The 21,328-nt window shown below is 68.6% G+C and carries 23 protein-coding genes; 15 read left to right on the plus strand and 8 right to left on the minus strand.

Annotated elements, in window-relative coordinates; all coding sequences use genetic code 11:
- Positions 1-33: 33 nt before the first annotated feature.
- The 5 genes from glgP (at position 34) to ACFWFP_RS33425 (ending at position 6,277) form a co-directional block, all read left to right on the plus strand.
- Positions 34-2,595: an alpha-glucan family phosphorylase gene (gene glgP, locus ACFWFP_RS33405; protein ID WP_379301823.1), complete on the plus strand. Its 2,562-nt coding sequence runs from the start codon at positions 34-36 to the stop codon at positions 2,593-2,595.
- 83 nt (positions 2,596-2,678) lie between these two features.
- Positions 2,679-4,040: an NCS2 family permease gene (locus ACFWFP_RS33410; protein ID WP_379301825.1), complete on the plus strand. Its 1,362-nt coding sequence runs from the start codon at positions 2,679-2,681 to the stop codon at positions 4,038-4,040.
- A 68-nt stretch (positions 4,041-4,108) separates the two neighbouring features.
- A complete protein-coding gene (locus ACFWFP_RS33415) occupies positions 4,109-4,522 on the plus strand; it encodes a hypothetical protein (RefSeq protein ID WP_379301827.1) in 414 nt (137 codons plus the stop codon).
- 182 nt (positions 4,523-4,704) lie between these two features.
- Positions 4,705-5,250, plus strand: a complete 546-nt coding sequence (locus ACFWFP_RS33420; RefSeq protein ID WP_379301829.1) for a DoxX family protein — start codon at positions 4,705-4,707, stop codon at positions 5,248-5,250.
- A gap of 217 nt (positions 5,251-5,467) precedes the next feature.
- A complete protein-coding gene (locus tag ACFWFP_RS33425) occupies positions 5,468-6,277 on the plus strand; it encodes a hypothetical protein (RefSeq protein WP_379301831.1) in 810 nt (269 codons plus the stop codon).
- Between the two features lies 1 nt (position 6,278).
- Here the strand turns inward: ACFWFP_RS33425 and ACFWFP_RS33430 are convergent, their stop codons facing one another.
- The 6 genes from ACFWFP_RS33430 to ACFWFP_RS33455 form a co-directional block, all read right to left on the minus strand.
- Positions 6,279-7,580: a glycosyltransferase 87 family protein gene (locus ACFWFP_RS33430; protein WP_379301833.1), complete on the minus strand. Its 1,302-nt coding sequence runs from the start codon at positions 7,578-7,580 to the stop codon at positions 6,279-6,281.
- A gap of 199 nt (positions 7,581-7,779) precedes the next feature.
- Positions 7,780-8,484: a hypothetical protein gene (locus ACFWFP_RS33435; RefSeq protein ID WP_379301835.1), complete on the minus strand. Its 705-nt coding sequence runs from the start codon at positions 8,482-8,484 to the stop codon at positions 7,780-7,782.
- 95 nt (positions 8,485-8,579) lie between these two features.
- Positions 8,580-10,625: an ATP-dependent DNA helicase gene (locus ACFWFP_RS33440; protein ID WP_379301837.1), complete on the minus strand. Its 2,046-nt coding sequence runs from the start codon at positions 10,623-10,625 to the stop codon at positions 8,580-8,582.
- Positions 10,626-10,680: 55 nt separating this feature from the next.
- Positions 10,681-11,217 (minus strand): DUF4375 domain-containing protein, encoded by a 537-nt coding sequence (locus ACFWFP_RS33445; RefSeq protein ID WP_379301838.1) that lies wholly within the window; start codon positions 11,215-11,217, stop codon positions 10,681-10,683.
- 11 nt (positions 11,218-11,228) lie between these two features.
- Positions 11,229-11,783, minus strand: a complete 555-nt coding sequence (locus ACFWFP_RS33450; RefSeq protein ID WP_379301840.1) for an isochorismatase family protein — start codon at positions 11,781-11,783, stop codon at positions 11,229-11,231.
- Positions 11,784-11,910: 127 nt separating this feature from the next.
- Positions 11,911-13,287 carry a nicotinate phosphoribosyltransferase gene (locus tag ACFWFP_RS33455; RefSeq protein ID WP_379301842.1) on the minus strand — a complete coding sequence of 459 codons (1,377 nt, stop codon included), beginning with the start codon at positions 13,285-13,287 and terminating at the stop codon, positions 11,911-11,913.
- Between ACFWFP_RS33455 and clpS the strand changes: the two genes are divergently transcribed.
- From clpS to rdgB, 10 genes are all read left to right on the plus strand, one after another.
- Complete coding sequence (clpS, locus tag ACFWFP_RS33460; protein WP_101464172.1) at positions 13,286-13,633, plus strand: ATP-dependent Clp protease adapter ClpS; 348 nt, start codon at positions 13,286-13,288, stop codon at positions 13,631-13,633. The two genes, ACFWFP_RS33455 and clpS, sit on opposite strands and share 2 nt — an antisense overlap.
- Positions 13,634-13,655: 22 nt before the next feature.
- On the plus strand, positions 13,656-14,225 hold the full coding sequence (locus ACFWFP_RS33465; protein WP_379301845.1) for a DUF2017 domain-containing protein: 570 nt from the start codon (positions 13,656-13,658) through the stop codon (positions 14,223-14,225).
- A gap of 72 nt (positions 14,226-14,297) precedes the next feature.
- A complete protein-coding gene (locus tag ACFWFP_RS33470; protein ID WP_379301847.1) occupies positions 14,298-15,356 on the plus strand; it encodes a P1 family peptidase in 1,059 nt (352 codons plus the stop codon).
- 201 nt (positions 15,357-15,557) lie between these two features.
- Positions 15,558-15,971, plus strand: coding sequence for a M67 family metallopeptidase (locus ACFWFP_RS33475; RefSeq protein WP_358071628.1), 414 nt, complete (start codon positions 15,558-15,560; stop codon positions 15,969-15,971).
- Between the two features lie 36 nt (positions 15,972-16,007).
- A complete protein-coding gene (locus ACFWFP_RS33480; protein ID WP_101464168.1) occupies positions 16,008-16,283 on the plus strand; it encodes a MoaD/ThiS family protein in 276 nt (91 codons plus the stop codon).
- Between the two features lie 4 nt (positions 16,284-16,287).
- Positions 16,288-17,250 carry a PLP-dependent cysteine synthase family protein gene (locus ACFWFP_RS33485; RefSeq protein ID WP_379301849.1) on the plus strand — a complete coding sequence of 321 codons (963 nt, stop codon included), beginning with the start codon at positions 16,288-16,290 and terminating at the stop codon, positions 17,248-17,250.
- A 71-nt stretch (positions 17,251-17,321) separates the two neighbouring features.
- A complete protein-coding gene (locus ACFWFP_RS33490; RefSeq protein WP_379301851.1) occupies positions 17,322-18,035 on the plus strand; it encodes a rhomboid family intramembrane serine protease in 714 nt (237 codons plus the stop codon).
- Between the two features lie 69 nt (positions 18,036-18,104).
- Positions 18,105-18,869 (plus strand): cyclic nucleotide-degrading phosphodiesterase, encoded by a 765-nt coding sequence (locus ACFWFP_RS33495; RefSeq protein WP_379301853.1) that lies wholly within the window; start codon positions 18,105-18,107, stop codon positions 18,867-18,869.
- A 63-nt stretch (positions 18,870-18,932) separates the two neighbouring features.
- Positions 18,933-19,697, plus strand: a complete 765-nt coding sequence (gene rph, locus ACFWFP_RS33500; protein WP_378638916.1) for a ribonuclease PH — start codon at positions 18,933-18,935, stop codon at positions 19,695-19,697.
- 2 nt (positions 19,698-19,699) lie between these two features.
- Positions 19,700-20,305, plus strand: coding sequence for an RdgB/HAM1 family non-canonical purine NTP pyrophosphatase (rdgB, locus tag ACFWFP_RS33505; protein WP_379301855.1), 606 nt, complete (start codon positions 19,700-19,702; stop codon positions 20,303-20,305).
- Between the two features lie 63 nt (positions 20,306-20,368).
- Here rdgB and ACFWFP_RS33510 read toward each other — a convergent pair whose 3' ends face one another.
- Both ACFWFP_RS33510 and ACFWFP_RS33515 read right to left on the minus strand, forming a co-directional pair.
- A complete protein-coding gene (locus ACFWFP_RS33510) occupies positions 20,369-20,716 on the minus strand; it encodes a DUF3817 domain-containing protein (protein WP_379301918.1) in 348 nt (115 codons plus the stop codon).
- Between the two features lie 23 nt (positions 20,717-20,739).
- Entirely contained in the window at positions 20,740-21,168 is a 429-nt protein-coding gene (locus tag ACFWFP_RS33515; RefSeq protein ID WP_379301857.1) for a transcriptional regulator, read from the minus strand.
- Positions 21,169-21,328: the final 160 nt, after the last annotated feature.

The raw sequence follows: 21,328 nt of genomic DNA on the forward strand, positions 1-21,328 counted from the left end.
CCCAGTGCGGGCGCGATCGTTTATTCTTCCGGGGTGAAGGCACTTCGTCGGTTCACTGTCCGTGCCCATTTGCCGGAGCGGCTCGCCGCGCTGGATGAGTTGTCGACGAACCTGCGGTGGTCGTGGCACAGCCCGACGCAGGATCTGTTCGCCGAGCTCGACCCCGAGTTGTGGCGAACCGTCGGCCAGGACCCGGTACGGATGCTGGGTGAGGTGCCCGCCGAGCGGCTCGACGAGCTCGCCGCCGACCCGGCCTACATCGCGCGGGTCGACGCGGCCGCCGCTGGCCTGCGGGACTACCTGACGCGGCCGCGCTGGTTCCAGGAGCAGACCGGCACCGACATCGCCGGCATCGCCTATTTCTCGATGGAGTTCGGTGTCACCGAGGTGCTGCCGAACTACTCCGGCGGCCTCGGCATCCTCGCCGGTGATCATCTCAAGGCCGCCTCGGATCTCGGGCTGCCGCTGATCGGCGTCGGGCTGCTCTACCGCTCGGGGTATTTCCGGCAGTCGCTGTCGGCCGACGGCTGGCAGATGGAGCACTACCCGGCGCTCGATCCGCAGGGCCTGCCGCTGCGCCTGCTCACCAGCGACGGTTCGCCGGTGCTCATCCACGTCGGCATGTCCGAGGGGCGCGTCCTGCGGGCCCGGGTGTGGATCGCGCAGGTGGGGCGGATTCCGTTGCTGCTGCTCGATTCCGATATCGCCGAGAACGACCCCGAACTGCGGGCCGTCACCGACCGGCTCTACGGCGGCGACCAGGACCACCGCATCAAGCAGGAGATCCTGGCGGGGATCGGCGGGGTCCGCGCGGTGCGCGCCTACACCCGCGCGAACGGTCTGCCCGATCCCGATGTCTTCCACATGAACGAGGGCCACGCGGGTTTCCTCGGTGTCGAGCGCATGCGTGAATTCATCGCGGGCGGACTGGATTTCGAGACCGCGCTCGCCGCGGTGCGGGCAGGCACCGTCTTCACCACGCACACCCCGGTGCCCGCGGGGATCGACCGTTTCCCGATGCCGTTGGTGCGCAGGTACTTCGGCGGCTCGCATGGTGAGTCCGAATCCGCGCTGCTGCCAGGGCTTTCCGTCGACCGGATCCTCGCGTTCGGGCGGGAGGGCGACCCGTCGGTGTTCAACATGGCGCACATGGGTCTGCGCATGGCCCAGCGCGCCAACGGCGTGTCGAAGCTGCACGGGGAGGTCAGCCGGGAGATGTTCGCGGCGCTGTGGCCCGGTTTCGACGCGGCCGAGGTGCCGATCGGCTCGGTCACCAACGGCGTGCACGCCCCGACCTGGGCCGCGCGCGAATGGATCGACAAGGCACGCGAACTCGTCGGGCCCGAGCTGGTCGAGGAGGCTCGGGGCTGGGAGAAGCTCAGCGACGTGGACCTCGGTCAGCTGTGGTCGACGCGAAATACGTTGCGCGGCGTCCTGATCGACGAAGTGCGGCGCAGGCTGCGTGATTCCTGGCGTCAGCGCGGCGCCGCCGACGCCGAACTCGGCTGGATCGACGGCGTCTTCGATCCGAACGTGCTCACCATCGGTTTCGCCCGCCGCGTCCCCACCTACAAGCGGCTCACCCTCATGCTGCGCGACCCCGAACGCCTGCGCGCGCTGCTGCTCGACCCCGATCGCCCGGTGCAGCTGGTGGTGGCGGGCAAGAGTCACCCCGCCGACGACGGCGGCAAAGCCCTGATCCAGCAGGTGGTGCGGTTCGCCGACGATCCCGAGGTACGTCATCGCATCGTCTTCCTGCCCGATTACGACATGTCGATGGCCCGCTACCTGTACTGGGGTTGCGATGTGTGGCTGAACAATCCACTGCGCCCGCTCGAGGCGTGCGGTACCTCGGGGATGAAGTCCGCGCTCAACGGCGGCCTCAACCTGTCCATCCGCGACGGCTGGTGGGACGAGATGTTCGACGGCGCCAACGGCTGGGCCATTCCCACCGCCGACGGCGTCCGCGACGAATCCCGCCGCGACGACCTCGAGGCCGCGGCGCTCTACGAACTCGTCGAACGCACTGTGGCGCCGCGCTTCTACGACCGCGACGCGAGCGATGTCCCGGTCCGCTGGACCGAGATGGTGCGCCACACCCTGCAGACCACCAGCCCCAGGGTCCTGGCCTCGCGGATGGTGCGCGACTACGCCGAGCAGTACTACGGACCCGCGGCCGCCGCGTTCGGCCGGGCCGCCGCCGACAAATTCGCGGAGGTCGCCGAGTACCGCAAGCGCGTCGACGCCGCGTGGCCGTCGGTGCGGATCGCGCAGGTCGACAGCTCGGGCCTGCCCGACACACCGGTGATCGGCGCGGAACTGTCACTGCACGCGCGCATCGACCTCGGCGGGCTCGCACCGTCGGATGTGGTGGTGCAGGCGGTACTCGGCCGGGTCTCACCGACCGACGACCTCTCCGACACCACCACGATCGAGATGCATCACACCGGTACCGACGACGGCAGCGAGCTGTATTCGATCCAGGCTCCGGTCCCGCTCTCAGGTGCTGTCGGGTACACGGTTCGTGTGCTTCCCCACAACGAGCTGCTCGCCTCCGACGCCGAACTGGGCTTGGTGGCCGTCGCGGGCGCGTAACCGTACCCGGTGACACGGGCGCCGGGTTATTCGATTCAGTGAACTTTCCGCTACCGTTCCTGGGTCGATCATTGAGGAGAGTCATGGCCAGCGACGTCCTAACCCGTGCCCGAGGGCGCATCGACGGATATTTCGGTATCTCGTCGAGTGGGTCCACTTTCAAGCGCGAGGCGATGGCGGGCACGGTCACGTTCCTGGCGATGTCGTATGTGCTGGCGGTGAACCCGTCGATCCTCGGTGACGAAGGCGCCCTCGGCGACAAGGGCATTCCGATGCAGGCGGTCTTCACGGCCACCGCCGTCGCCGCGGTGTTCGGCACGCTGGTCATGGGCATCTGGGCGAAGTACCCGATCGCGCTCGCGCCGGGCATGGGTCTCAACGCGTTCTTCGCGTACACGGTGGTGCTCAGCATGGGCATCCCGTGGCAGGTAGCGCTCTCGGGCACCTTGCTCTCGGGCATCATCTTCTTCGTTCTGGCGATCACGAAGGTCCGGGAACGGATCCTCAACGCGATCCCGCTGCAGATGAAGTTCGCGGTCGGCGCGGGTATCGGGTTGTTCGTGGCGTTCCTCGGTTTGAAGAACGCGGGCATCGTCGTCAACAGTGACGCGACGCTGGTGACCCTCGGTGATTTCACCAAGGGCACCACCCTGCTCGCGCTGTTCGGCCTGATCGTGACCGTTGTCTTCCTGGTGATCGGTTGGCACGGCGCGGTGCTCTACGGCATCGTCGCGACCACGGTTCTCGGCATGGTGACCGGTCTGGTCGGCGTGCCCGACGGTATCGCCGAGATGCCGAAGGGCCTGGATCAGACCTTCGGCCAGGCGATCATCCACCTGCCCGACGCGTTCACCGGGCAGATGATCGTGGTCGTGCTCACCATGTTGTTCGTCGACTTCTTCGATGCCTCGGGCACGCTGATCGGCGTCGCCAACCAGGCCGGTCTGCTGAACAAGGACGGCACGCTGCCGCGCGCGGCGAGTGCGATGGCCGCCGACTCGGTCGGTACCACCGCGGGCGCGATCATCGGTACCTCCACCACCACCGCGTATGTCGAATCGACGGCGGGTGTGTCGGCGGGTGGCCGAACGGGTCTTACGGCGGTGACCACCGCGGGCTGGTTCCTGATCGCGATGTTCTGCTATCCGATCTTCTCGGTGGTCGCCGGGTCGGCCGAGATCACCTCGGCCGCGCTGATCGTGGTCGGCATCCTGATGGCGCGGTCGCTCGGTGACATCGACTGGCAGAACCTCGAGTACTCGGTGCCCGCGTTCATCACCGTCATCATGATGCCGCTGACCTACTCGATCGCGAACGGTCTGGCGATGGGCATGATCTTCTACCCGATCGTGATGGTCGCCAAGGGTCGCATCAAGGACGTGCACCCGGCCATGTGGGCGCTGATGGTGCTGTTCCTCGCGTACTTCTTCTTCCTGGTCGAGTAGGTGTTCCGGCCGTAGGTGTGTCTATACTCAGGCTAGCCTAGGCTTGCCTAACTAGAGGAGATCCACCCATGAAGCGTTCGCTCGTTGCCGCGTCGATGGCGTTTGCCACCATCTTCGCGCCGGTTACCGCCGCTGTTGTCGTCACTGCCCCCGCCGCGATCGCCGCTCCGGCCACGCCGTCGGCCGGCGAGCTGTACGGCAAGCTGCAGGCGGCCATGAACGGCTCCTCGGCCGAGCTCGAGTCGGGCAACGGCGGCAGCCTGGCGGTCGTGCGCGACACCGTCAACCGGATCCCCGGCTACAGCTGGGATGTCTCCGGCCCGGTCACCGTGGACGGCGACACGCTGTCGGCGACGCTGAACAGCCGCCTCGGTGACTACACCTTCCCGATCCCGGTGACCTGGAAGAACATCGGCGGCATGTGGAAGCTGTCGCAGGAGTCCGAGCAGACCCTGGTCAGCTACGCCACCATGGCCTGGTGACCTGAGGAATTGCGAGCAGGGCCGCCCCGCTGGGGCGGCCCTTTTCGATCGATAGTGACCGGCATCACAGAATTGCCCGGAACAGCGTGAAATAGTGGCACCGGACCCAGGGTTGTGATCGAGGAAGGCAATCGGACCGTGGTCCGGTTGCGGGCATGTTTCGAATCGCAGACGAGGACACGATGACCGACACCGCTACCCGCACCACTCCGACGACCACCGAGGACGCCACCGCCGCAGGTATCGGCCTGCTTGTGCTGCGCATCGGCTTCGGTGGCCTGATGGCCGCCTACGGAACCCAGAAACTGTTCGGCTGGTTCAACGGACCCGGCTGGCGTGCCAATGCCGACAGCTTCACCGCCATGGGCTACAACCCCGGCGAATTCTTCGGCACCCTGGCCGGGCTCGCCGAACTGGTCGGTGGGCTGCTGCTGGTGGTCGGACTGTTCACGCCGCTGGCCGCCGCCATCGTGCTCGGGACGATGATCAATGCCATCAATGTGCTGTGGAGCGGCGGGCTCTTCCCGGCGGATCCGTCGGTGCCGGGGTTCACGACCCCGCTGCTGTTCGCGCTGGTCGCGGCAGCGTTGGCGTTCACCGGGCCGGGGCGCTTCTCGCTCGATGCCGGGCGGCCGTGGCAGCGCCAGGGTGTGGTGTGGGGCGGTGGGGCCGTGGCGCTCGCCGTCGTGGCCGCGGTGGTGACGTTGATCTTCAAGGCCGTGCTCTGACCTGACGCAGCACGCTGATCGTCGCGAGGCGGCGCGGTGACCGGGGTTCGGTTGCCGCGCCGCCTCTTTCGTGCCGTCGCGAGCTGATTCGTCATCGGCCGTACGTCCGTGGTTCGGCAGAGCTCGCGCGGAGAGTCGGTGGCAGCGATTAACCTCGTGGCGGCGCCGATGTCCAGCGGCGCCACGCATTGTCCGCGGATGGAAGAGGAGAGCTGCGATGAAGGCTTACGACCTGGGTTTCGGAGACTCGGCGGACAAACTGGCCGAGACGCCCGAGGGTGACCCGCTGGTGCTCGACGCGCCGGTGCGTTCCGGCTGGATCGGCCACGAGGGTCCGGCCATCGATCCGGCCACCTGGCCGCGCGGACCTGTCACCGGCCTGCCGATGATGCACGCGCTCACCCTGCGCCTGCCCACCGATTTCCAGCGCCGCGGACCCGGATTCCCCGCCATCGCGCTCTTCCAGGGCGAAGGGCAGTTCGCCGGTACCGACGCGGTCGAGGCCGACGCTTCGTCGGACGACCCCCTCGCCCGCGATCTCGTCGCCACCCGCCTGCACCCGACGCTGCAGATCATGCACGACGAGATCGGCGGCGCCTTCGCGCTGATCTGGCTCACCGAAAAGGAATTCACCGGCGGCCCTGTCGCCCCGCCCGCCGATGTTCGCAAGCCGGGTTCTCCGACCGCGAGCGATGAAGGCTGCAACGCCTGGGACGACGTGCACCCCACCCTCGGTGTCTGGCTCGCCGAGCGCACCGCCGACCCCAACGTGGGCATTCCCCCGGTCGAATACGAGCCGAACACCAAGTACCAGGACCCGCTCACCGAGGATTCGGGCTGGACCACGTGGGCCGAGCCACTCTTCGGACGCTCCCACCTCGGCGGCACCGCCTTCCCCGTTCAGGCACTGCCCGAGGGGCTGACCCCGTACTACCTGGAGATCGAGGAGATCTCCGGCATGAATTTCGGTGGCGGCAACGCCCAGCTCGACTTGGAATCGGGCGTTTTCGATTGGTCCTGCGGGTAGTTCAGTTCATCATCGCCGGGCGGTCGTCGTCGGGGCGTGGGGCGACGACGGCCTGGGATTCGGGTGGAAGCTGTTCGGAGACAGAGAGATCGATCGCGGGCTCGATGGGGGCGGGCGGTAGCTTGCGTGCGCGGATGCGCAGTGCGATGCCCGCGAGGGTGATCACATAGATGATCACGTAGATGTTCATCAGGACCTGGGGCAGTGGCCACCACGGGGGGAGCAGGAAGGTGCCGACGCTCACCCAGGTGGGGGTGTAGGTGTAGGTCCAGGCGGCGATGGACAGGTAGAGCGCGGCCGCGGCGAACCACCAGGACGCGCGGGTCTGGGCGCGGTGGATCAGGAAGACCAGCAGCGGAACGAACCAGACCCAGTGGTGGCCCCACGAATACGGGGAGACCGCGCAGGCGGTGAGTCCGCCGAGGGTGACCGAGAGCAGGGGCTCGCCGCGGCGGACCAGGACAGCGGCCAGCCACAGCGCGACCAGCGCGATCGGCACGGCGATCAACAGCCACAACCACACCGGCGCGGGGCCGTGCGTGAGGTGGGCGATGGCGCCGCGCAGGGACTGGTTGGCGGGGTGCACATCCGGGGCGATGCGACCGGAGTGGAAGAACGTCGATGTCCAGTATTGATACGAGTCGCTCGGCAGGATCAGCGCGGTCAGACCGATCGACGCGAGGAAGGTGAGAGCGCCGGTCGCGGCCGCGCGCCACTGCCGTTGCGCCAGATACTGGGCGATGAAGTACAGCGGAGTCAGCTTGATGCCCGCGGCGATACCGACGCCGATGCCGCGCAACCTGCTGTGCTCGGCGCGGGAGAAATCCCACAGCACCACCAGCATCAGCACCAGATTGATCTGCCCGTAGTAGAGCGTGGTGCGCACCGGTTCGGCGAATGTGCAGGCCAGGGTGAGCGCTGCGCTGACGGCGGCCAGCCCGGGGGTGGCGCGGTAACCGAGCATCCGGAAGCTCTGCAGCACAACCCCGAACAGCACCAGCAGGTTGAGCACCATCCAGGTCGTGGTGACGTGCGCCCACGGCACCAGCAGTAGCGGCAGGAAGACCACGGCCGAGAACGGTGTGTAGGTGTAGAGCAGGCCATAGTGCGTCGGCTCGATGTAGAGCGCCCGTTCGTGCACGAGCCGCCAGCCGCCGTCGCGGTAGATGTGCACGTCGAGACCGCCGACGAGAATTCCGCCGCTGTCCATCCACGGGTCCATGGTGGTGAACAGCAGCGTCACGCCAAAGGCGGCGGTACCGAGTAGCAGAAGCAGCGTCAGGGTCGTGCGCGGGAGTGCCACGCCTCGAGATCTCTCCGCCACGGCCGTACTACCGGCCGGCCCACATCGTATGCACGACTAAGAACCTACCGCGCCGGGTCAACGGCGTTCGGCGGCGGACCGACTTCGGTAGGAAAACGACATGAAGGCGGGTAGGGCTGGCGGCGAACCGTTCTCGCCGTGCGCGTTCAAGCCCGCCCCTGCTCCGCGCCCGCGCCCATCAGGCCGCCGGACGCAACGTCAGCATGGTGTCGGCGCCGTGGTGGAACTCATAGCCGGTCTTTTGCAGGGAGGTGGCGATGCCTTTGTCGTGGAGTTCGGTACGCAGGTGGTCGATGAGGTCGTCGAGGGGGGCGCCGGTGTAGTCGAGTAGTGGGTAGACGCGGGTTTCGACGGTGGCGACGCGCGCCAATTCGAGCAGGGCGGCCAGGTGGAAGTCGGCGTCGAGCCGATCGGCGTAACTGAACAGCAGGTGCGAGCTCAGGGCCAGATCGAACGCGTCGTCGGGGCAGGGGAGTTCGGGGAGGGAGCCGGCCAGATAGCGGTGGGGCGCGGTGCGCACGTCGTCGGCGAAGCGGGCGGCGGCGCCGCGGCGGATCGCCGCGTGTTCGGTCGTGGAGCCGTACCAGTCCCAGCGGTAGCGGTCGGCGTGGGAGTGCGCCCAGGCCACGGCGCGTTCTGTTTCGGGGGTCGCGCGGGCGGCCAGTTCGGTCGGTGGGGTGGCGTAGATGGGATCGATCGCGGTGACTTCGGCACCGAAAGCGCTTGCCTCGGCCGCGAAACTTGCTGCGCCACCAGGGCAGTCGAGGACGCGTCGCCCGGCCAGATCATCGTCGGAGAGATGGAACATCGCGCGGTACTCGGCCAAAGATCTTGCGCTGACCAGAAATTCGCCGAGTACCTTGCCATCGGCGTGGTGCATCATCACCACACGTTCTCACGACTTGCGTTCGCACGCTCGCTGATTCACGAGTGTGGTCACCTCGATTGCAAGACTCGGCTTGCAAGCGTCGGCTTCGCTCAGGCGGAATCGGTGAGCCTGCGCAGTGCCTTGGCGACCACGTCGGGATCGCTGGTCTCCCAGTACGGCGGCAGCGAAGCGCGCAGGTAGCTGCCGTAACGGGCGGTGGCGAGGCGGGAGTCGAGGATCGCGACCACGCCGCGGTCGTCGACGCTGCGCAGGAGCCTGCCGGTGCCCTGGGCCAGCAACAAGGCGGCATGATTGGCGGCCACCGTCATGAAACCGTTGCCGCCGCGCGACTCCACCGCTCGCTGACGCGCGGTGAGCAGCGGATCGTCGGGCCGGGGGAACGGAATGCGGTCCAGGATAACGAGACTCAGCGACGGGCCGGGGACGTCGACGCCCTGCCAGAGGGTGAGGGTGCCGAACAGCGAGGTGGCCGGGTCGTCGGCGAACTTGCGCACCAGCGCGCCCATCGAATCGTCACCCTGGCACAGCACCGGGGTGTCGAGGCGTTCGCGCAGCGCCTCGGTGGCGGCCTTGGCGGCGCGCATCGAGGAGAACAGGCCGAGCGTGCGGCCACCGGCCGCGGTGATGAGCTGTTCGATCTCGTCGAGATAGGCGGGCGAGAGGCCGTCGCGGCCCGGGGCGGGCAGGTGTTTCGCGACGTAGAGGATGCCGGACTTGGCGTGGTCGAACGGTGAACCCACGTCGAGGGCGTTCCAGCGCACCGATTCCAGGTCGGCGGGTGCGGTGGCGCCGTTGGCCATGGCCGGATCGACCTTGCCCCCCGACTGCGACGGCAGGCCCCAGGTGATCGCGAGCCCGTCGAACGAACCGCCGATCTGCAAAGTGGCCGAGGTGAGCACGACCGTCGCGGTGCCGAACAGTCTGCTGCGCAGCAGGCCGCCGACCGAGAGCGGCGCCATCCGCAAGGTGCGGCGGGCGACGCCGCGCATCTCGTCGGCCGACAACCAGATGACATCGCGACGGGCGGCCGGGTCGGCCTCCTCGAACGCGGTGAGCGCGCGGACCGCGGCGTCGTGCACGTCGTCGATGGCGGCCACGGCCATGGTGCGGGCGGCGGCGTTGTCGGGGTCGTCCTGGGATTTCACGGTGCCCTGCGGTGCGATGGCGGTGCGCGCGTTCCAGGCCGAGTCGCGAACCAGGGCGAGGACCGGGGCGATGCCGTCGGGCATCTGGTCCCAGCGGCCGGGCGGTAGCTCCTCCAGTGCCTGGTGGAAGGCCTCCGCGGCCCCTTCCAGGCGGTCGACCTCGCGTTCGTCGATCAGTTTGGTGCAGCGGCGGGCGGCCGCGCTGATCGCGGTCGCGGCCAGTTCGGCGGTGGCGACGCCGGTGACACGGTCGACCAGTTCGTGCGCCTCGTCGATCACCACCACATCGTGTTCGGGCAGGATCTGGATGCCGCTGATGGCGTCGATGGCCAGCAGCGCGTGGTTGGTCACCACTACGTCGGCCTGGGCCGATTCCGCGCGGGCCTTCTCGGCGAAGCAGTCCTGGCCGAACTGGCATCGGGTCTTGCCGAGGCATTCGCGCGAGCCGACGCTGACCTGGCGCCACGCGCGGTCGGTGACGCCGGGGGCGAGTTCGTCGCGGTCGCCGGTCTCGGTGTCGGAGGCCCATTCGTTGAGGCGCTGGACTTCGCGGCCGAGGCGGGAGATGGCGAAGGCGTCGAACAGCTCGGCCTCGCCGCCGGTGTCTTCCGGGATGACACTGTTGATCTTGTTGAGGCAGAGATAGTTGTTGCGGCCCTTGAGGATCGCGAACGCGGGTGCGCGACCGAGGGGTGTGGTGAGTGCCTCGGCCAAGCGCGGCAGATCACGGTCGACGAGCTGACGTTGCAGCGCGATCGTCGCGGTGGAGACCACCACGGTGCGACCGGTACGGACCGCGTGCCGCAGGCTCGGGACGAGATAGGCCAGCGACTTGCCGGTACCGGTGCCCGCCTGGACGGCCAGGTGCTCCTTGGTGTCGATCGCGTGGTCGACGGCGGTGGCCATGGTGGTCTGCCCGGTGCGTTCCTTGCCACCGAGGGCATGCACGGCGGTGACGAGCAGGTCGGCGACGGGAGGGAGTTCGGGCACGGTCGCAGCTTATCCGCACCCTCGGACAGGTTTGCCCGAGCGACGGCGAGCCCGGTCAGGACTCGCGGACGAAGTCGTCGATGTGATCGCGGACGTAGTCGAGGACTCGCTGTTCGAAGTCCTCGGGTTCGTTGATGTCGTAGATCTCGTCGGGGTCCTCGGCGCGGTCGCCGGTGGGGCGGCGGATCTGGTCGGGGGTGGCGAGGGTCTGGTGTTCGTCTTCCCAGAAGCGGTCGAGGTCGTCTTTCGGGGAGCTGGGGGAGGCGTCGCGGGCGGCGATGATGGCCGCGGCGGCCAGTTGCGGCATGCCTGCTGCGCGTAAACCTCTTGTGGCCCACGGGAGTTCGCTGCGGCGGGTTTTCAGGTAGCTCGAGAAGCCCGCGTCGAGAACGCTGGTGTGCAGGCTCGACAGGGCCAGCAGGTGGGAGAACGCCGGGGGGAGTTTGCCGAACGCGGCGATACCGAGGCGCTGGAGGTCGTCGGTGGCCGGGTTCGACCAGAAGACGGTGTCGGCGGCGTCGTGGATGCTGTCGGTCTCGGCGAGTGCCTTCGTCAGGGCGGGTCGGGTGTGTGCCGGGAATCGATAGTCCATGGGGGAAGTATTCAGGGACGCAGCTCGACACCCGCATCGCGGAGGGCGGACAGAGCGGTCTCGGTGGTTTCAGGGGCTACGCCCGCGGTGAGGTCGAGCAGGACGGTGGTGTCGAATCCGGCCTCGGCGGCGTCCAGCGCGGTGGCCCGAACACAGTGGTCGGTGGCGATGCCGACCACGTCAACGGCGTCGATGCCGCGGGCTCGGAGCCAATCGGTGAGAGAGGTGCCGTCCGCCGCCGCGCCTTCGAAGCCGGAGTAGGCGGCGGTGTATTCGCCCTTGGAGAACGTTTCCTGGATGGGCGAGACATCGAGCGCGGGATGGAAATCGGCGCCGGGGGTGCCCACTCGGCAGTGCGGCGGCCAGGTGTCGACGTAGTCGGGTTCGGTGGAGAAGTGGGCGCCGGGGTCGATGTGCCAGTCGCGGGTGGCGACGACCGCGTCGTACTGCGCACCGGCGACGAAGTCGGTGATCGCGGCCGCTACCGCCGCGCCGCCGGCTACCGCGAGGGAGCCGCCCTCGCAGAAATCGTTCTGTACGTCCACGATGATCAGACCGCGTCCCATGTCATCCTCCAGCTCGTTCGACCGCACCATTGTCCGCCGCGCGACGCCGCGCGGCCACCCCCGGCGCGGTGGCCGACCGGGTGCCGGTGCGGTCGAGAGTCGCCGGCACTTCGGCGTGCCGCGACGCTCAGCCGAGGAACGTTGTCGGCACGGCGGGTTCGCCCGCGGAGAGCTTCAGCCCTTCCCACGGCAGGCTCACCAACCCGCGTGCGACCAGTTCACGACTCTGCGCCAGCGTCGCCACACCGTCGACCACCTTGCCCTCGCGAACCAGCGGCACCTGCAGCTCCCGCACCTGAAAACCGTTGGTGGCCGGTGCTTCTCCGCCTTCGGGGTAGACGATCTCCTCGACGATCGTGCCGGTGGCGCGGGCCAGCCGCACCGCCTTCTTGGTCCCGCCGCGCGATTGCTTGTGGCTCGACCGTTTGGCGACCGGAATGCCGTCGACCTCGACCAGCTTGTAGACCATGCCCGCGGTCGGGGCACCCGAACCGACGACCACCGACGTGCCGACGCCGTACACGTCGACCGGTTCGGCACGCAGCGCCGCGATCGCGTACTCGTCCAGATCGCCGGAGACCACGATGCGCGTGCCGACGGCGCCGAGTTCGTCGAGCTGGTCGCGGACCTGCCTGGCGAGAACGCCCAGGTCGCCGGAGTCGATGCGCACCCCGCCCAGCTCGGGACCGGCCACCTCGATCGCCGTCGCGACACCCCGGGTGATGTCGAAGGTGTCGACCAGCAGAGTCGTGCCGATGCCGAGCGCGTCGATCTGGCTGCGGAACGCCGCGGCCTCGTGTTCGCCGTCGGCGCCGCTGTGCAGCAGGGTGAACGCGTGGGCACTGGTGCCCGCGCCGGGCACGCCGAAGCTGCGCACCGCCTCGAGATTGGAGGTCGCGTCGAATCCGGCCAGGTAGGCGGCGCGCGAGCTCGACGGCGCGGCCAGCTCGTGGGTGCGCCGCGACCCCATCTCGATCATCCGCCGACCCGCGGCCGCGCTCACCATCCGGGCGGCCGACGAGGCGATCGCGCTGTCGTGATTGAAGATCGACAGCGCGAGGGTCTCGAGCAGCACGCATTCGGCGAAACTGCCGCGCACGGTCAGGATCGGCGAACCGGGGAAGTACAGCTCGCCTTCGGCGTAGCCGTCGATATCGCCGGTGAAGCGATATTCGCGCAACCACTCGACGGTGGCGGGGGCGAGGAACTTCGCGACCACGGCCAGCTCGTCGGGACCGAAGCGGAAGTGGGTCAGCGCGTCGAGCAGACGGCCGGTGCCCGCGACCACGCCGTAGCGGCGCCCGTGCGGCAACCGCCGGGCGAACACCTCGAAGGTGCACTGTCTGTGGGCGGAACCATCGGCCAGCGCCGCGGCCAGCATGGTCAGCTCGTACTGGTCGGTCAGCAGCGCGCTGCTGGCGAACTCGTCACGGATCTGCACACCAGAAACTCTAGTCACCGCGGGTGTTGTTTCCTGCGGGCCTCGTCGTAGGCTGGGGTTCATGGCCGTGTGCAATAACGTTCGGGCCGGCGCCGTCACCGACGCTGTGAACGCCGCACTGTCGGCACCGCAGGCGACACCGGAGACCACCGAATACACCGAGATCCTGGAGGCCGAGGACCGGCCCTGGGTCACCGTGGTCTGGGACGACCCGGTGAACCTCATGCACTACGTCACCTACATCTTCCAGAAGCTGTTCGGCTACAGCAAAGCCAAGGCGACCGAGTTGATGATGCAGGTGCACAACGAGGGCAAGGCGGTGGTGTCCTCGGGATCGCGCGACAAGATGGAGCAGGACGTGCGCCGGCTGCACGCCGCCGGGCTCTGGGCAACCATGCAGCGCGACTGACGAGTTGAGTAGCCTGGGCGCTGTGCGTAAGTGGAGCAGGAAGAACTCACTGAGTGGCCTCAAGCTTCGATCCGAAATGGACGAGCACGAGGCCACCGTCCTTCGCTCCCTGATCGGGGCGGTGTCCGGACTGCTCAGTGACCGCGCCGCCGACGCCCCCGAAGACGAACTCGCCGCCCTCACCGGCCTGCGCACCGGCAACTCCACCCCGCCCGACGACCCGCAACTGCTGCGTCTGCTGCCCGATTTCCACCGCGCCGAACCCGGTTCCCCCGATGCCAAGCGCGCCGATCTCAACAGCGCGCTGCGCAGCCTGCACGAGCCGGAGATCATCGACGCGAAACTGGCCGCCGGGCAGACCGTCCTCGACAGCTGCCCGGAAACGGGCGGCAAGATCGCGCTCACGCCCGAGCAGGCCGACGCGTGGCTGGCCGCGCTCACCGATGTCCGTCTCGCGCTGGGCACCCTGCTCGACATCGACGACGACACGCCCGACCATTTCGATCCGGAAGACCCGCGCGCCCCACATCTGGACGTCTACCACTGGCTCACCTGGATGCAGGATTCACTGCTCCAAGCGCTGGCTCCCTGACCCTGTCTCGGGTCGCGCCATCGGACCCGAGGCGCGAACGGCCGGATTCGCTGATCAGACGAGGACGAGACAATGCGCAGCAGCCCAGGGGCACGCAACTCGATCACTGATGTCGCCGGTGTGCTGGTAGGTCACTGCCAGGCCCTCGACGCCGAGGTCACCCTCGGTACCGGCGCCGCGACCGGCTGCACCGTGGTGCGGGCCCCCGGTGGCGCGACAGCGTCGGTCGACGTCCGCGGCGGCGGTCCGGGTACCAGGGAAACCGACCTGCTCGACCCCGCCAACACCGTCCGCCAACTCCACGCCGTGCTCCTCACCGGCGGCAGCGCGTACGGCCTTGCCGCCGCCGACGGGGTGATGCGCTGGTCGGAGGAACACGGCGAGGGCATTCCGATGGACCCGTCCGACCCGAGTCGGGTGGTGCCGATCGTGCCGGGCGCGGTGATCTTCGACCTGCCGGTCGGCGACTGGGGCATCCGGCCCGACGCCGATTTCGGATATCGCGCGGCCGCGGCGGCGTCGACCGAGTTCGCCAGGGGCACCGCGGGCGCCGGTGCCGGTGCGCGGGCGGGCGCGATCAAGGGCGGAATCGGTTCGGCGAGTGTGGTTCTCGCGGACGGACCAGGGGCCGGGGTGACCGTGGGCGCGGTGATCGTGGCCAATCCCGTCGGGTCGGTCGTCGATCCGCGCACCGGGTTGCCGTGGGGCGCCGGCACCGACGGACCCGACTTCTTCGGGTTGCGGCAGGCGACACCGGACGAGATCGCCGCACTGGCCGCGCTCCCCGCGAAGAGCATGGTGCTCAACACGACGATCGGCGTGATCGCCACCGATGCCGCCCTCGACCCGGCCGGCTGTCGGCGGATGGCCGCCACCGGGCACGACGGCCTCGCCCGGGCGATCCGACCCGTGCATTCCCCGCTGGACGGCGACACCCTGTTCGCGCTGTCCACTGGCGCGATCGAGGTCGCGCCGCTCCCGCTGCCGCCCGCGTTTCCCCCTGATCTGCTGCTGCTCGACCAGTTGTGTACGGCCGCGGCGGTGGTCGTCGAGCGCGCCGTCGTCGACGCGGTGCTCGCCGCGAACTCGATCGCCGGCATTCCCGCCTACTACGATCTGTTTCCGCGCTGATCGGTCGCCGGACCCTCGGTCGGTGAGGCTGTCTTGCGGTCCGAACCACCTGCTGACCAGCCCTTCGCCGACTTTCCGCGCCTGCGGGGACGACCCGTCCGGGACCGGAGTGTGTGCCCCCCGGAATACCCGAATAGGGTGAGTCGTTGTCGAGGAAGGTGCTCGACAGCACGCAGGCAGGATGTGGAAAGGGTCGATGAAGTGCTGGTGATCAGGGCCGATCTCGTTGACGCGATGGTGGCGCACGCCCGCGCCGACCACCCGGACGAGGCCTGCGGCATCATCGCCGGCCCCGAGGGCAGCGACCGGCCGGAACGCTTCGTCGCGATGGTCAACGCCGAACGCTCGCCGACCTTCTACCGGTTCGATTCCGGTGAACAGCTGCGCGTGTGGCGCGCGATGGACGACGCCGACGAAGTGCCGGTCGTGATCTACCACTCGCACACCGCCACCGAGGCCTATCCGAGCCGCACCGACATCTCCTACGCCGCCGAACCGGACGCGCACTATGTGCTGGTCTCCACGCGCGACCCGCAAGAACACGAACTGCGCAGCTACCGCATCGTCGACGGCGAGGTCACCGAAGAACCGGTGCGCATCGTCGATTCCTACTGAACCGTCCGAGAAAAGTCACCACCCCGAGGAGTCCCCATGCCGGTAACCGTGTCCATTCCGACCATCATGCGTGGTATCACCGGAGGTGAGAAGCGGGTGCAGGGCGAGGGCTCGACGCTGTCCGCGCTCATCGCCGACCTCGACGCGAATCACCCCGGACTGGCCGAGAAGCTGCTGTCGGACGGCAAGCTGAACCGCTACGTCAACATCTACGTCGACGACGAGGACGTGCGTTTCTCCGGTGGGCTCGAAGCCGAGGTGCCCGCGGGCGCGTCGGTCACCATCCTGCCCGCCGTGGCCGGCGGCGCCTGACACCGTGGCCCGCTACGACTCGCTGATCGCGACGCTCGGCAATACGCCGCTCGTCGGACTGCAGACACTGTCGCCCCAATGGGAGGGTGACGATCATGTGCGGCTGTGGGCCAAGCTCGAGGACCGCAATCCCACGGGGTCGATCAAAGACCGGCCCGCGCTGCGGATGATCGAACAGGCCGAGGCCGACGGGCTGCTCACCCCCGGCTGCACGATTCTGGAGCCGACCAGCGGCAATACCGGGATCTCGCTGGCCATGGCGGCCAAGCTCAAGGGTTACCGGATCGTGTGCGTGATGCCGGAGAACACCTCGGTGGAGCGTCGGCAATTACTCACGATGTTCGGCGCCGAGATCATCGACTCGCCCGCGGCGGGTGGGTCCAATCAAGCGGTGGCGATGGCCAAGCAGATCGCGGCGCAGAATCCGGATTGGGTGATGCTCTACCAGTACGGCAATCCGGCCAACGCGCTCGCGCACTACGAGAACACCGGCCCGGAACTGCTGGCCGACCTGCCGGAGATCACCCATTTCGTCGCGGGGCTCGGCACCACCGGAACCCTGATGGGCACCGGCCGGTACCTGCGCGAACAGGTCCCCGATATCGAGATCGTGGCCGCTGAACCCCGCTACGGCGAGCTGGTCTACGGGCTGCGCAATATCGACGAGGGCTTCATCCCGGAGCTCTACGACGAGAAGGTGCTCACCACTCGGTTCTCGGTGGGCCCGTACGACGCGGTGAAACGGACTCGCGAACTGGTCGGCGAGGAGGGAATCTTCGCCGGGATCTCCACCGGGGCGATTCTGCACGCCGCGCTCGGCATCGCCAAGAAGGCGCAGAAGGCCGGGAAACGGGCCGATATCGCGTTCGTGGTCGCCGACGGCGGCTGGAAGTATCTGTCTACCGGGGCATACGACGGCACGCTGGACGAAGCCGAGGAGAAGCTGGACGGCCAGCTCTGGGCCTGACGCGATGTCACCCGGCTTCGGTACGCTCTGGTCAACGGGCTGTTCGACGGTCCCTTGCCGGAGTGGAGGCGATGTCGGTGAGCGGTGGGGTGGGTGCCTCGTTCGATCCTGATCGGATCTCGGGGCTGCGCGGCAACGCGAGTTCGGGCCTCGGCGCGTCGCGAGGCGGTTCGTGGATTCGGGCCGCGGTGGTGATTCTGGGCTTCGTGGGGTCGCTGTACGTGATCGAGGGCGTCGACATGGTGCTCTCCTACGATTCGCCACCCGGATCGGTCGGCGAACTCGACTCGGCGGGTATCGAGCCGCGCGAGGTATCCGGGCTCGACGGGATTCTGTGGGCACCGCTGTTGCACGGCGGATGGGACCATCTGTTCGCCAACACGCTGCCCCTGCTCGTGCTCGGTTTCCTCGTGTTGCTCTCCGGGATCGGACGGGGGATCGCGGCCACGGCGATCATCTGGGTGATCGCGGGCGTCGGCACCTGGCTCACGGGGTCGGCGGGAAGTGTGCACGTCGGAGCGTCGTCGATCGTGTTCGGCTGGCTGACGTACCTGATCTGCCGCGGGTGGTTCGCCCGCAATGTGGGCCAGATCGTGGTGGGACTGGTGATCCTCGTGTTCTACGGCTCGATGCTGTGGGGCGTGCTGCCGAGCGACCCTCGAATTTCTTGGCAGGGGCATCTTTTCGGGGCGGTGGGTGGAGTGCTCGCGGGCTGGGTACTCTCGTCAGATGAACGTCGACGCCGCCGTGGAGCATCGGTCGGCCGCGCACTACCAACGCGGTAACCGGGGATCCGGTCTGGAAAATGGGGGGATCCTGCATTGAGCACCAGCACGTCGTGGCAGCATGGGGGTATGCGCCTTACGGTCCTCGGGTGCTCGGGCAGTGTGTCCGGCCCGGACTCCCCAGCGTCGGGCTACCTGCTGACGGCCCCTGATATGCGGCCGACGGTCATCGACTTCGGTCCCGGTATTTTCGGCGCCCTGCAGAAGCACATGAACCCGGCCGACGTCGATATCTTCCTCACCCACCTGCACGCGGATCACTGCTTGGATCTGCCCGCACTGCTGGTGTGGCGTCGCTACCACCCGAACCCGCCGACCGGCAAGGCGCTGGTCCGCGGGCCGTCCGATGCCGCACTGCGGATCGGCAACGCCTCCGCGGAGATCGGCGGCGAGACCGACGACTGGTCCGATGTGATCGACTCGCAGGCGTGGGTCGAGAACACTCCGGTTCCGTTCGGGCCCGGTCATACGGTGGAGGCTCGGCGCATGTTCCACCCGCCGGAGTCCTACGGGCTGCGGATCACCGCGGCCGACGGCCGGGTCTTCGTCTACACCGGTGATACGGCGATGTGCGATGCGGTTGTCGACTTGGCGCAGGGCGCGGATGTGCTGATGGCGGAGGCGTCGTGGACTCATGACCCGGCGAATCGTCCTCCGGGGATTCATCTTTCGGGGACCGAGGCGGGGGAGATCGCTACTCGGGCCGGGGCCAAGGAGTTGTTGCTCACGCATATTCCGCCGTGGACTTCGCGCGAGGATGTGATCGCGGAGGCCAAGGCGGCGTTCTCGGGGCCGGTGCACGCGGTGTCGCCGGGGGAGACGTTCGATCTCTAGGGTGGGATCCGGGGGTTCGGTGTGGCTGGGCGGGGGGTGGGGGGCACGCGCTAGTGTGTCGCTGTGTCTAGACGAGCTGATGGTAGGGCGGATGACGAACTCCGCGACGTGAAGATCACTCGGGGATTCACCACGCACCCGGCGGGGTCGGTGCTGGTGGAATTCGGGCAGACGCGGGTGATGTGCACCGCGAGCGTCACCGAGGGGGTGCCGCCGTGGCGCCGGGATTCGGGGCTGGGCTGGCTCACCGCGGAGTACGCGATGCTGCCCGCGGCCACGCACACCCGCAGTGGGCGGGAGTCGGTGAAGGGCAAGGTCGGTGGGCGGACGCAGGAGATCAGCAGGCTGATCGGGCGATCGCTGCGGGCCTGCATCGATCTGGCCGCGCTCGGCGAGAACACGATCGCGCTCGACTGCGATGTGCTGCAGGCCGACGGCGGCACCCGCACCGCCGCGATCACCGGCGCCTATGTGGCGCTCTCGGACGCGGTGACCTATCTGGCCGCCGCGGGCAAACTGGCCGACCCGCAGCCGATTTCGTGCATGATCGCCGCGGTGAGCGTGGGTGTGGTCGATGGGCGCGTTCGCCTCGACCTGCCCTACGAGGAAGACTCGCGCGCCGAGGTCGACATGAACGTGGTGGCCACCGACACCGGCACTCTGGTCGAGATCCAGGGCACCGGTGAGGGCGCGACGTTCCCGCGATCGACCCTGGACAAGATGCTGGACTCGGCCTTCGCCGGCGCCGAACAGCTGTTCGCGATCCAGAAGGCGGCGCTGGCACTGCCGTACCCGGGCACCCTGCCCGAACCGTCCGCGAAGAAGTAGCCGTGGCCGTGCGTGTGCTGGTCGCCAGCCGAAATGCCAAGAAACTGACAGAACTTCGCCGGATTCTCGATGAAGCCGGGGTGGCCGGAATCGAATTGGTGAGCCTGAACGAGGTGCCCCCGTACGAGGAGGCTCCCGAGACCGGCGCCACCTTCGAGGAGAACGCGATCGCGAAGGCGCGTGACGGCGCGGTCGCCACCGGTTTGCCGTGTGTGGCAGACGATTCCGGCATCGAAGTCGACGCGCTGAACGCCATGCCGGGTGTGCTGTCTGCCCGGTGGGCAGGCGGCCACGGCGACGATGCCGCGAACAACGCCCTGCTGCTCGCCCAGCTGGGCGACGTCCCCGACGACCGTCGCGGCGGCCGCTTCGTCTCCACCTGCGCACTGGTCCTGCCCGACGGCACGACCACGGTGGTGCGCGGCGAATGGCCCGGCACCATCGCCCGGGAACCCCACGGCGACGGCGGTTTCGGCTACGACCCGCTGTTCCTCCCCGAGGGTGGTACCGGCAGCGCCGCCGAACTCACTCCCGCCGAGAAGGACGCGGTCTCCCACCGCGGCCGCGCCCTCACCCAGCTCATCCCGGCCCTGGCCGCCCTGGCCTGACCGGCCACCCGACGACAGCGCCGCCGCTCCGGATCACCGGGGCGGCGGCGCTGTTCGTGGGAGTCAGAGGCTGTACTGCTGCTTCACGTCTTTGGCGTTGCGGTGTTCGACGAAGAAGGACAACAGGGGGATGGTGCCCGCGACGAGGGTGCCGACGGTGCGGCCGATGGGCCAGCGGACCTTCACGGCGAGGTCGGCGGTGACCAGCAGGTAGGCGAAGTACACCCAGCCGTGCACGACCGCGATCCAGCTGGGGGTGTCGACGCCGAAGCCGTACTTGGCGATCATCTCGACAGTGAGCAGCAGCAGCCACAGACCGGTGACCCAGGCGAGCACGCGGTAGCGCTGCAGGGCCGAGGCGATCTTGGCGGCGGGGGCACTGCCCGCGGGGGCGGCGGTGGCTTCCTCCAGCGACGGTGCGGTGGTGTTGTCGGTCACCCGGCGTTCCTCTCGGGGGAGTGCAAGCCGGCGGTGCGGACCTGCGCATCGATGTCGCTGGCGTGTAGTTGCGCCAGGTACTGGTTGTAGGCGGCCGTCTCCGGGTCGTCGGACTTCGCGGCCGCAGGGCGTTCGGGCAGGATGCCCGCGGGGATCTCGCGCGGCGCCTCGGCCCTGCCCGGACGCGCCGGCGCGGGCTCTTCGGCCTCGCGTTCCAGCCGCACGAACCGCACATAGGCGAACACCGCGAACCCGGCGAACAGCGGCCACTGCAGCGCGTAGCCGAGATTCTGGCCGGTTCCCGACGACGACTCGAACCGCTCCCACTGCCACCAGGCCAGCGCCAGGCAGCCCAGCGCGACGACACAGACCAGCGCGATCAGGGCCGGTCGATTGTGCGCCGGGCGAGGAGGTGGAACGGACACGCGCTCCACGGTACCCGCTGGGTTTTTTGGAGCGCTGGCGCGCTCGAGTTCGCGGCCCTGGCGGTCCCGGGCCCGGAGCCCAACGACACAGGGCTCAGACGCACGCACCCCCACGCCGGGTAACAGCACCACCGCCCCCCCCCCCCCCACCCCGCCGCGG

The organism is Nocardia sp. NPDC060249, from assembly GCF_042728755.1.
In the GTDB taxonomy this organism is placed as follows: domain Bacteria; phylum Actinomycetota; class Actinomycetes; order Mycobacteriales; family Mycobacteriaceae; genus Nocardia.

Excerpts from the sequence above, each read along its gene's own strand:
- ACFWFP_RS33410 (WP_379301825.1), top strand. The coding sequence starts at position 2,679 with ATGGCCAGCGACGTCCTAACCCGTGCCCGAGGGCGCATCGACGGATAT.
- ACFWFP_RS33415 (WP_379301827.1), top strand. The coding sequence starts at position 4,109 with ATGAAGCGTTCGCTCGTTGCCGCGTCGATGGCGTTTGCCACCATCTTC.
- ACFWFP_RS33420 (WP_379301829.1), top strand. The coding sequence starts at position 4,705 with ATGACCGACACCGCTACCCGCACCACTCCGACGACCACCGAGGACGCC.
- ACFWFP_RS33425 (WP_379301831.1), top strand. The coding sequence starts at position 5,468 with ATGAAGGCTTACGACCTGGGTTTCGGAGACTCGGCGGACAAACTGGCC.
- ACFWFP_RS33435 (WP_379301835.1), bottom strand. The coding sequence starts at position 8,484 with ATGATGCACCACGCCGATGGCAAGGTACTCGGCGAATTTCTGGTCAGC.
- ACFWFP_RS33445 (WP_379301838.1), bottom strand. The coding sequence starts at position 11,217 with ATGGACTATCGATTCCCGGCACACACCCGACCCGCCCTGACGAAGGCA.
- ACFWFP_RS33450 (WP_379301840.1), bottom strand. The coding sequence starts at position 11,783 with ATGGGACGCGGTCTGATCATCGTGGACGTACAGAACGATTTCTGCGAG.
- clpS (WP_101464172.1), top strand. The coding sequence starts at position 13,286 with ATGGCCGTGTGCAATAACGTTCGGGCCGGCGCCGTCACCGACGCTGTG.
- ACFWFP_RS33455 (WP_379301842.1), bottom strand. The coding sequence starts at position 13,287 with ATGAACCCCAGCCTACGACGAGGCCCGCAGGAAACAACACCCGCGGTG.
- ACFWFP_RS33470 (WP_379301847.1), top strand. The coding sequence starts at position 14,298 with ATGCGCAGCAGCCCAGGGGCACGCAACTCGATCACTGATGTCGCCGGT.
- ACFWFP_RS33480 (WP_101464168.1), top strand. The coding sequence starts at position 16,008 with ATGCCGGTAACCGTGTCCATTCCGACCATCATGCGTGGTATCACCGGA.
- ACFWFP_RS33490 (WP_379301851.1), top strand. The coding sequence starts at position 17,322 with ATGTCGGTGAGCGGTGGGGTGGGTGCCTCGTTCGATCCTGATCGGATC.
- ACFWFP_RS33495 (WP_379301853.1), top strand. The coding sequence starts at position 18,105 with ATGCGCCTTACGGTCCTCGGGTGCTCGGGCAGTGTGTCCGGCCCGGAC.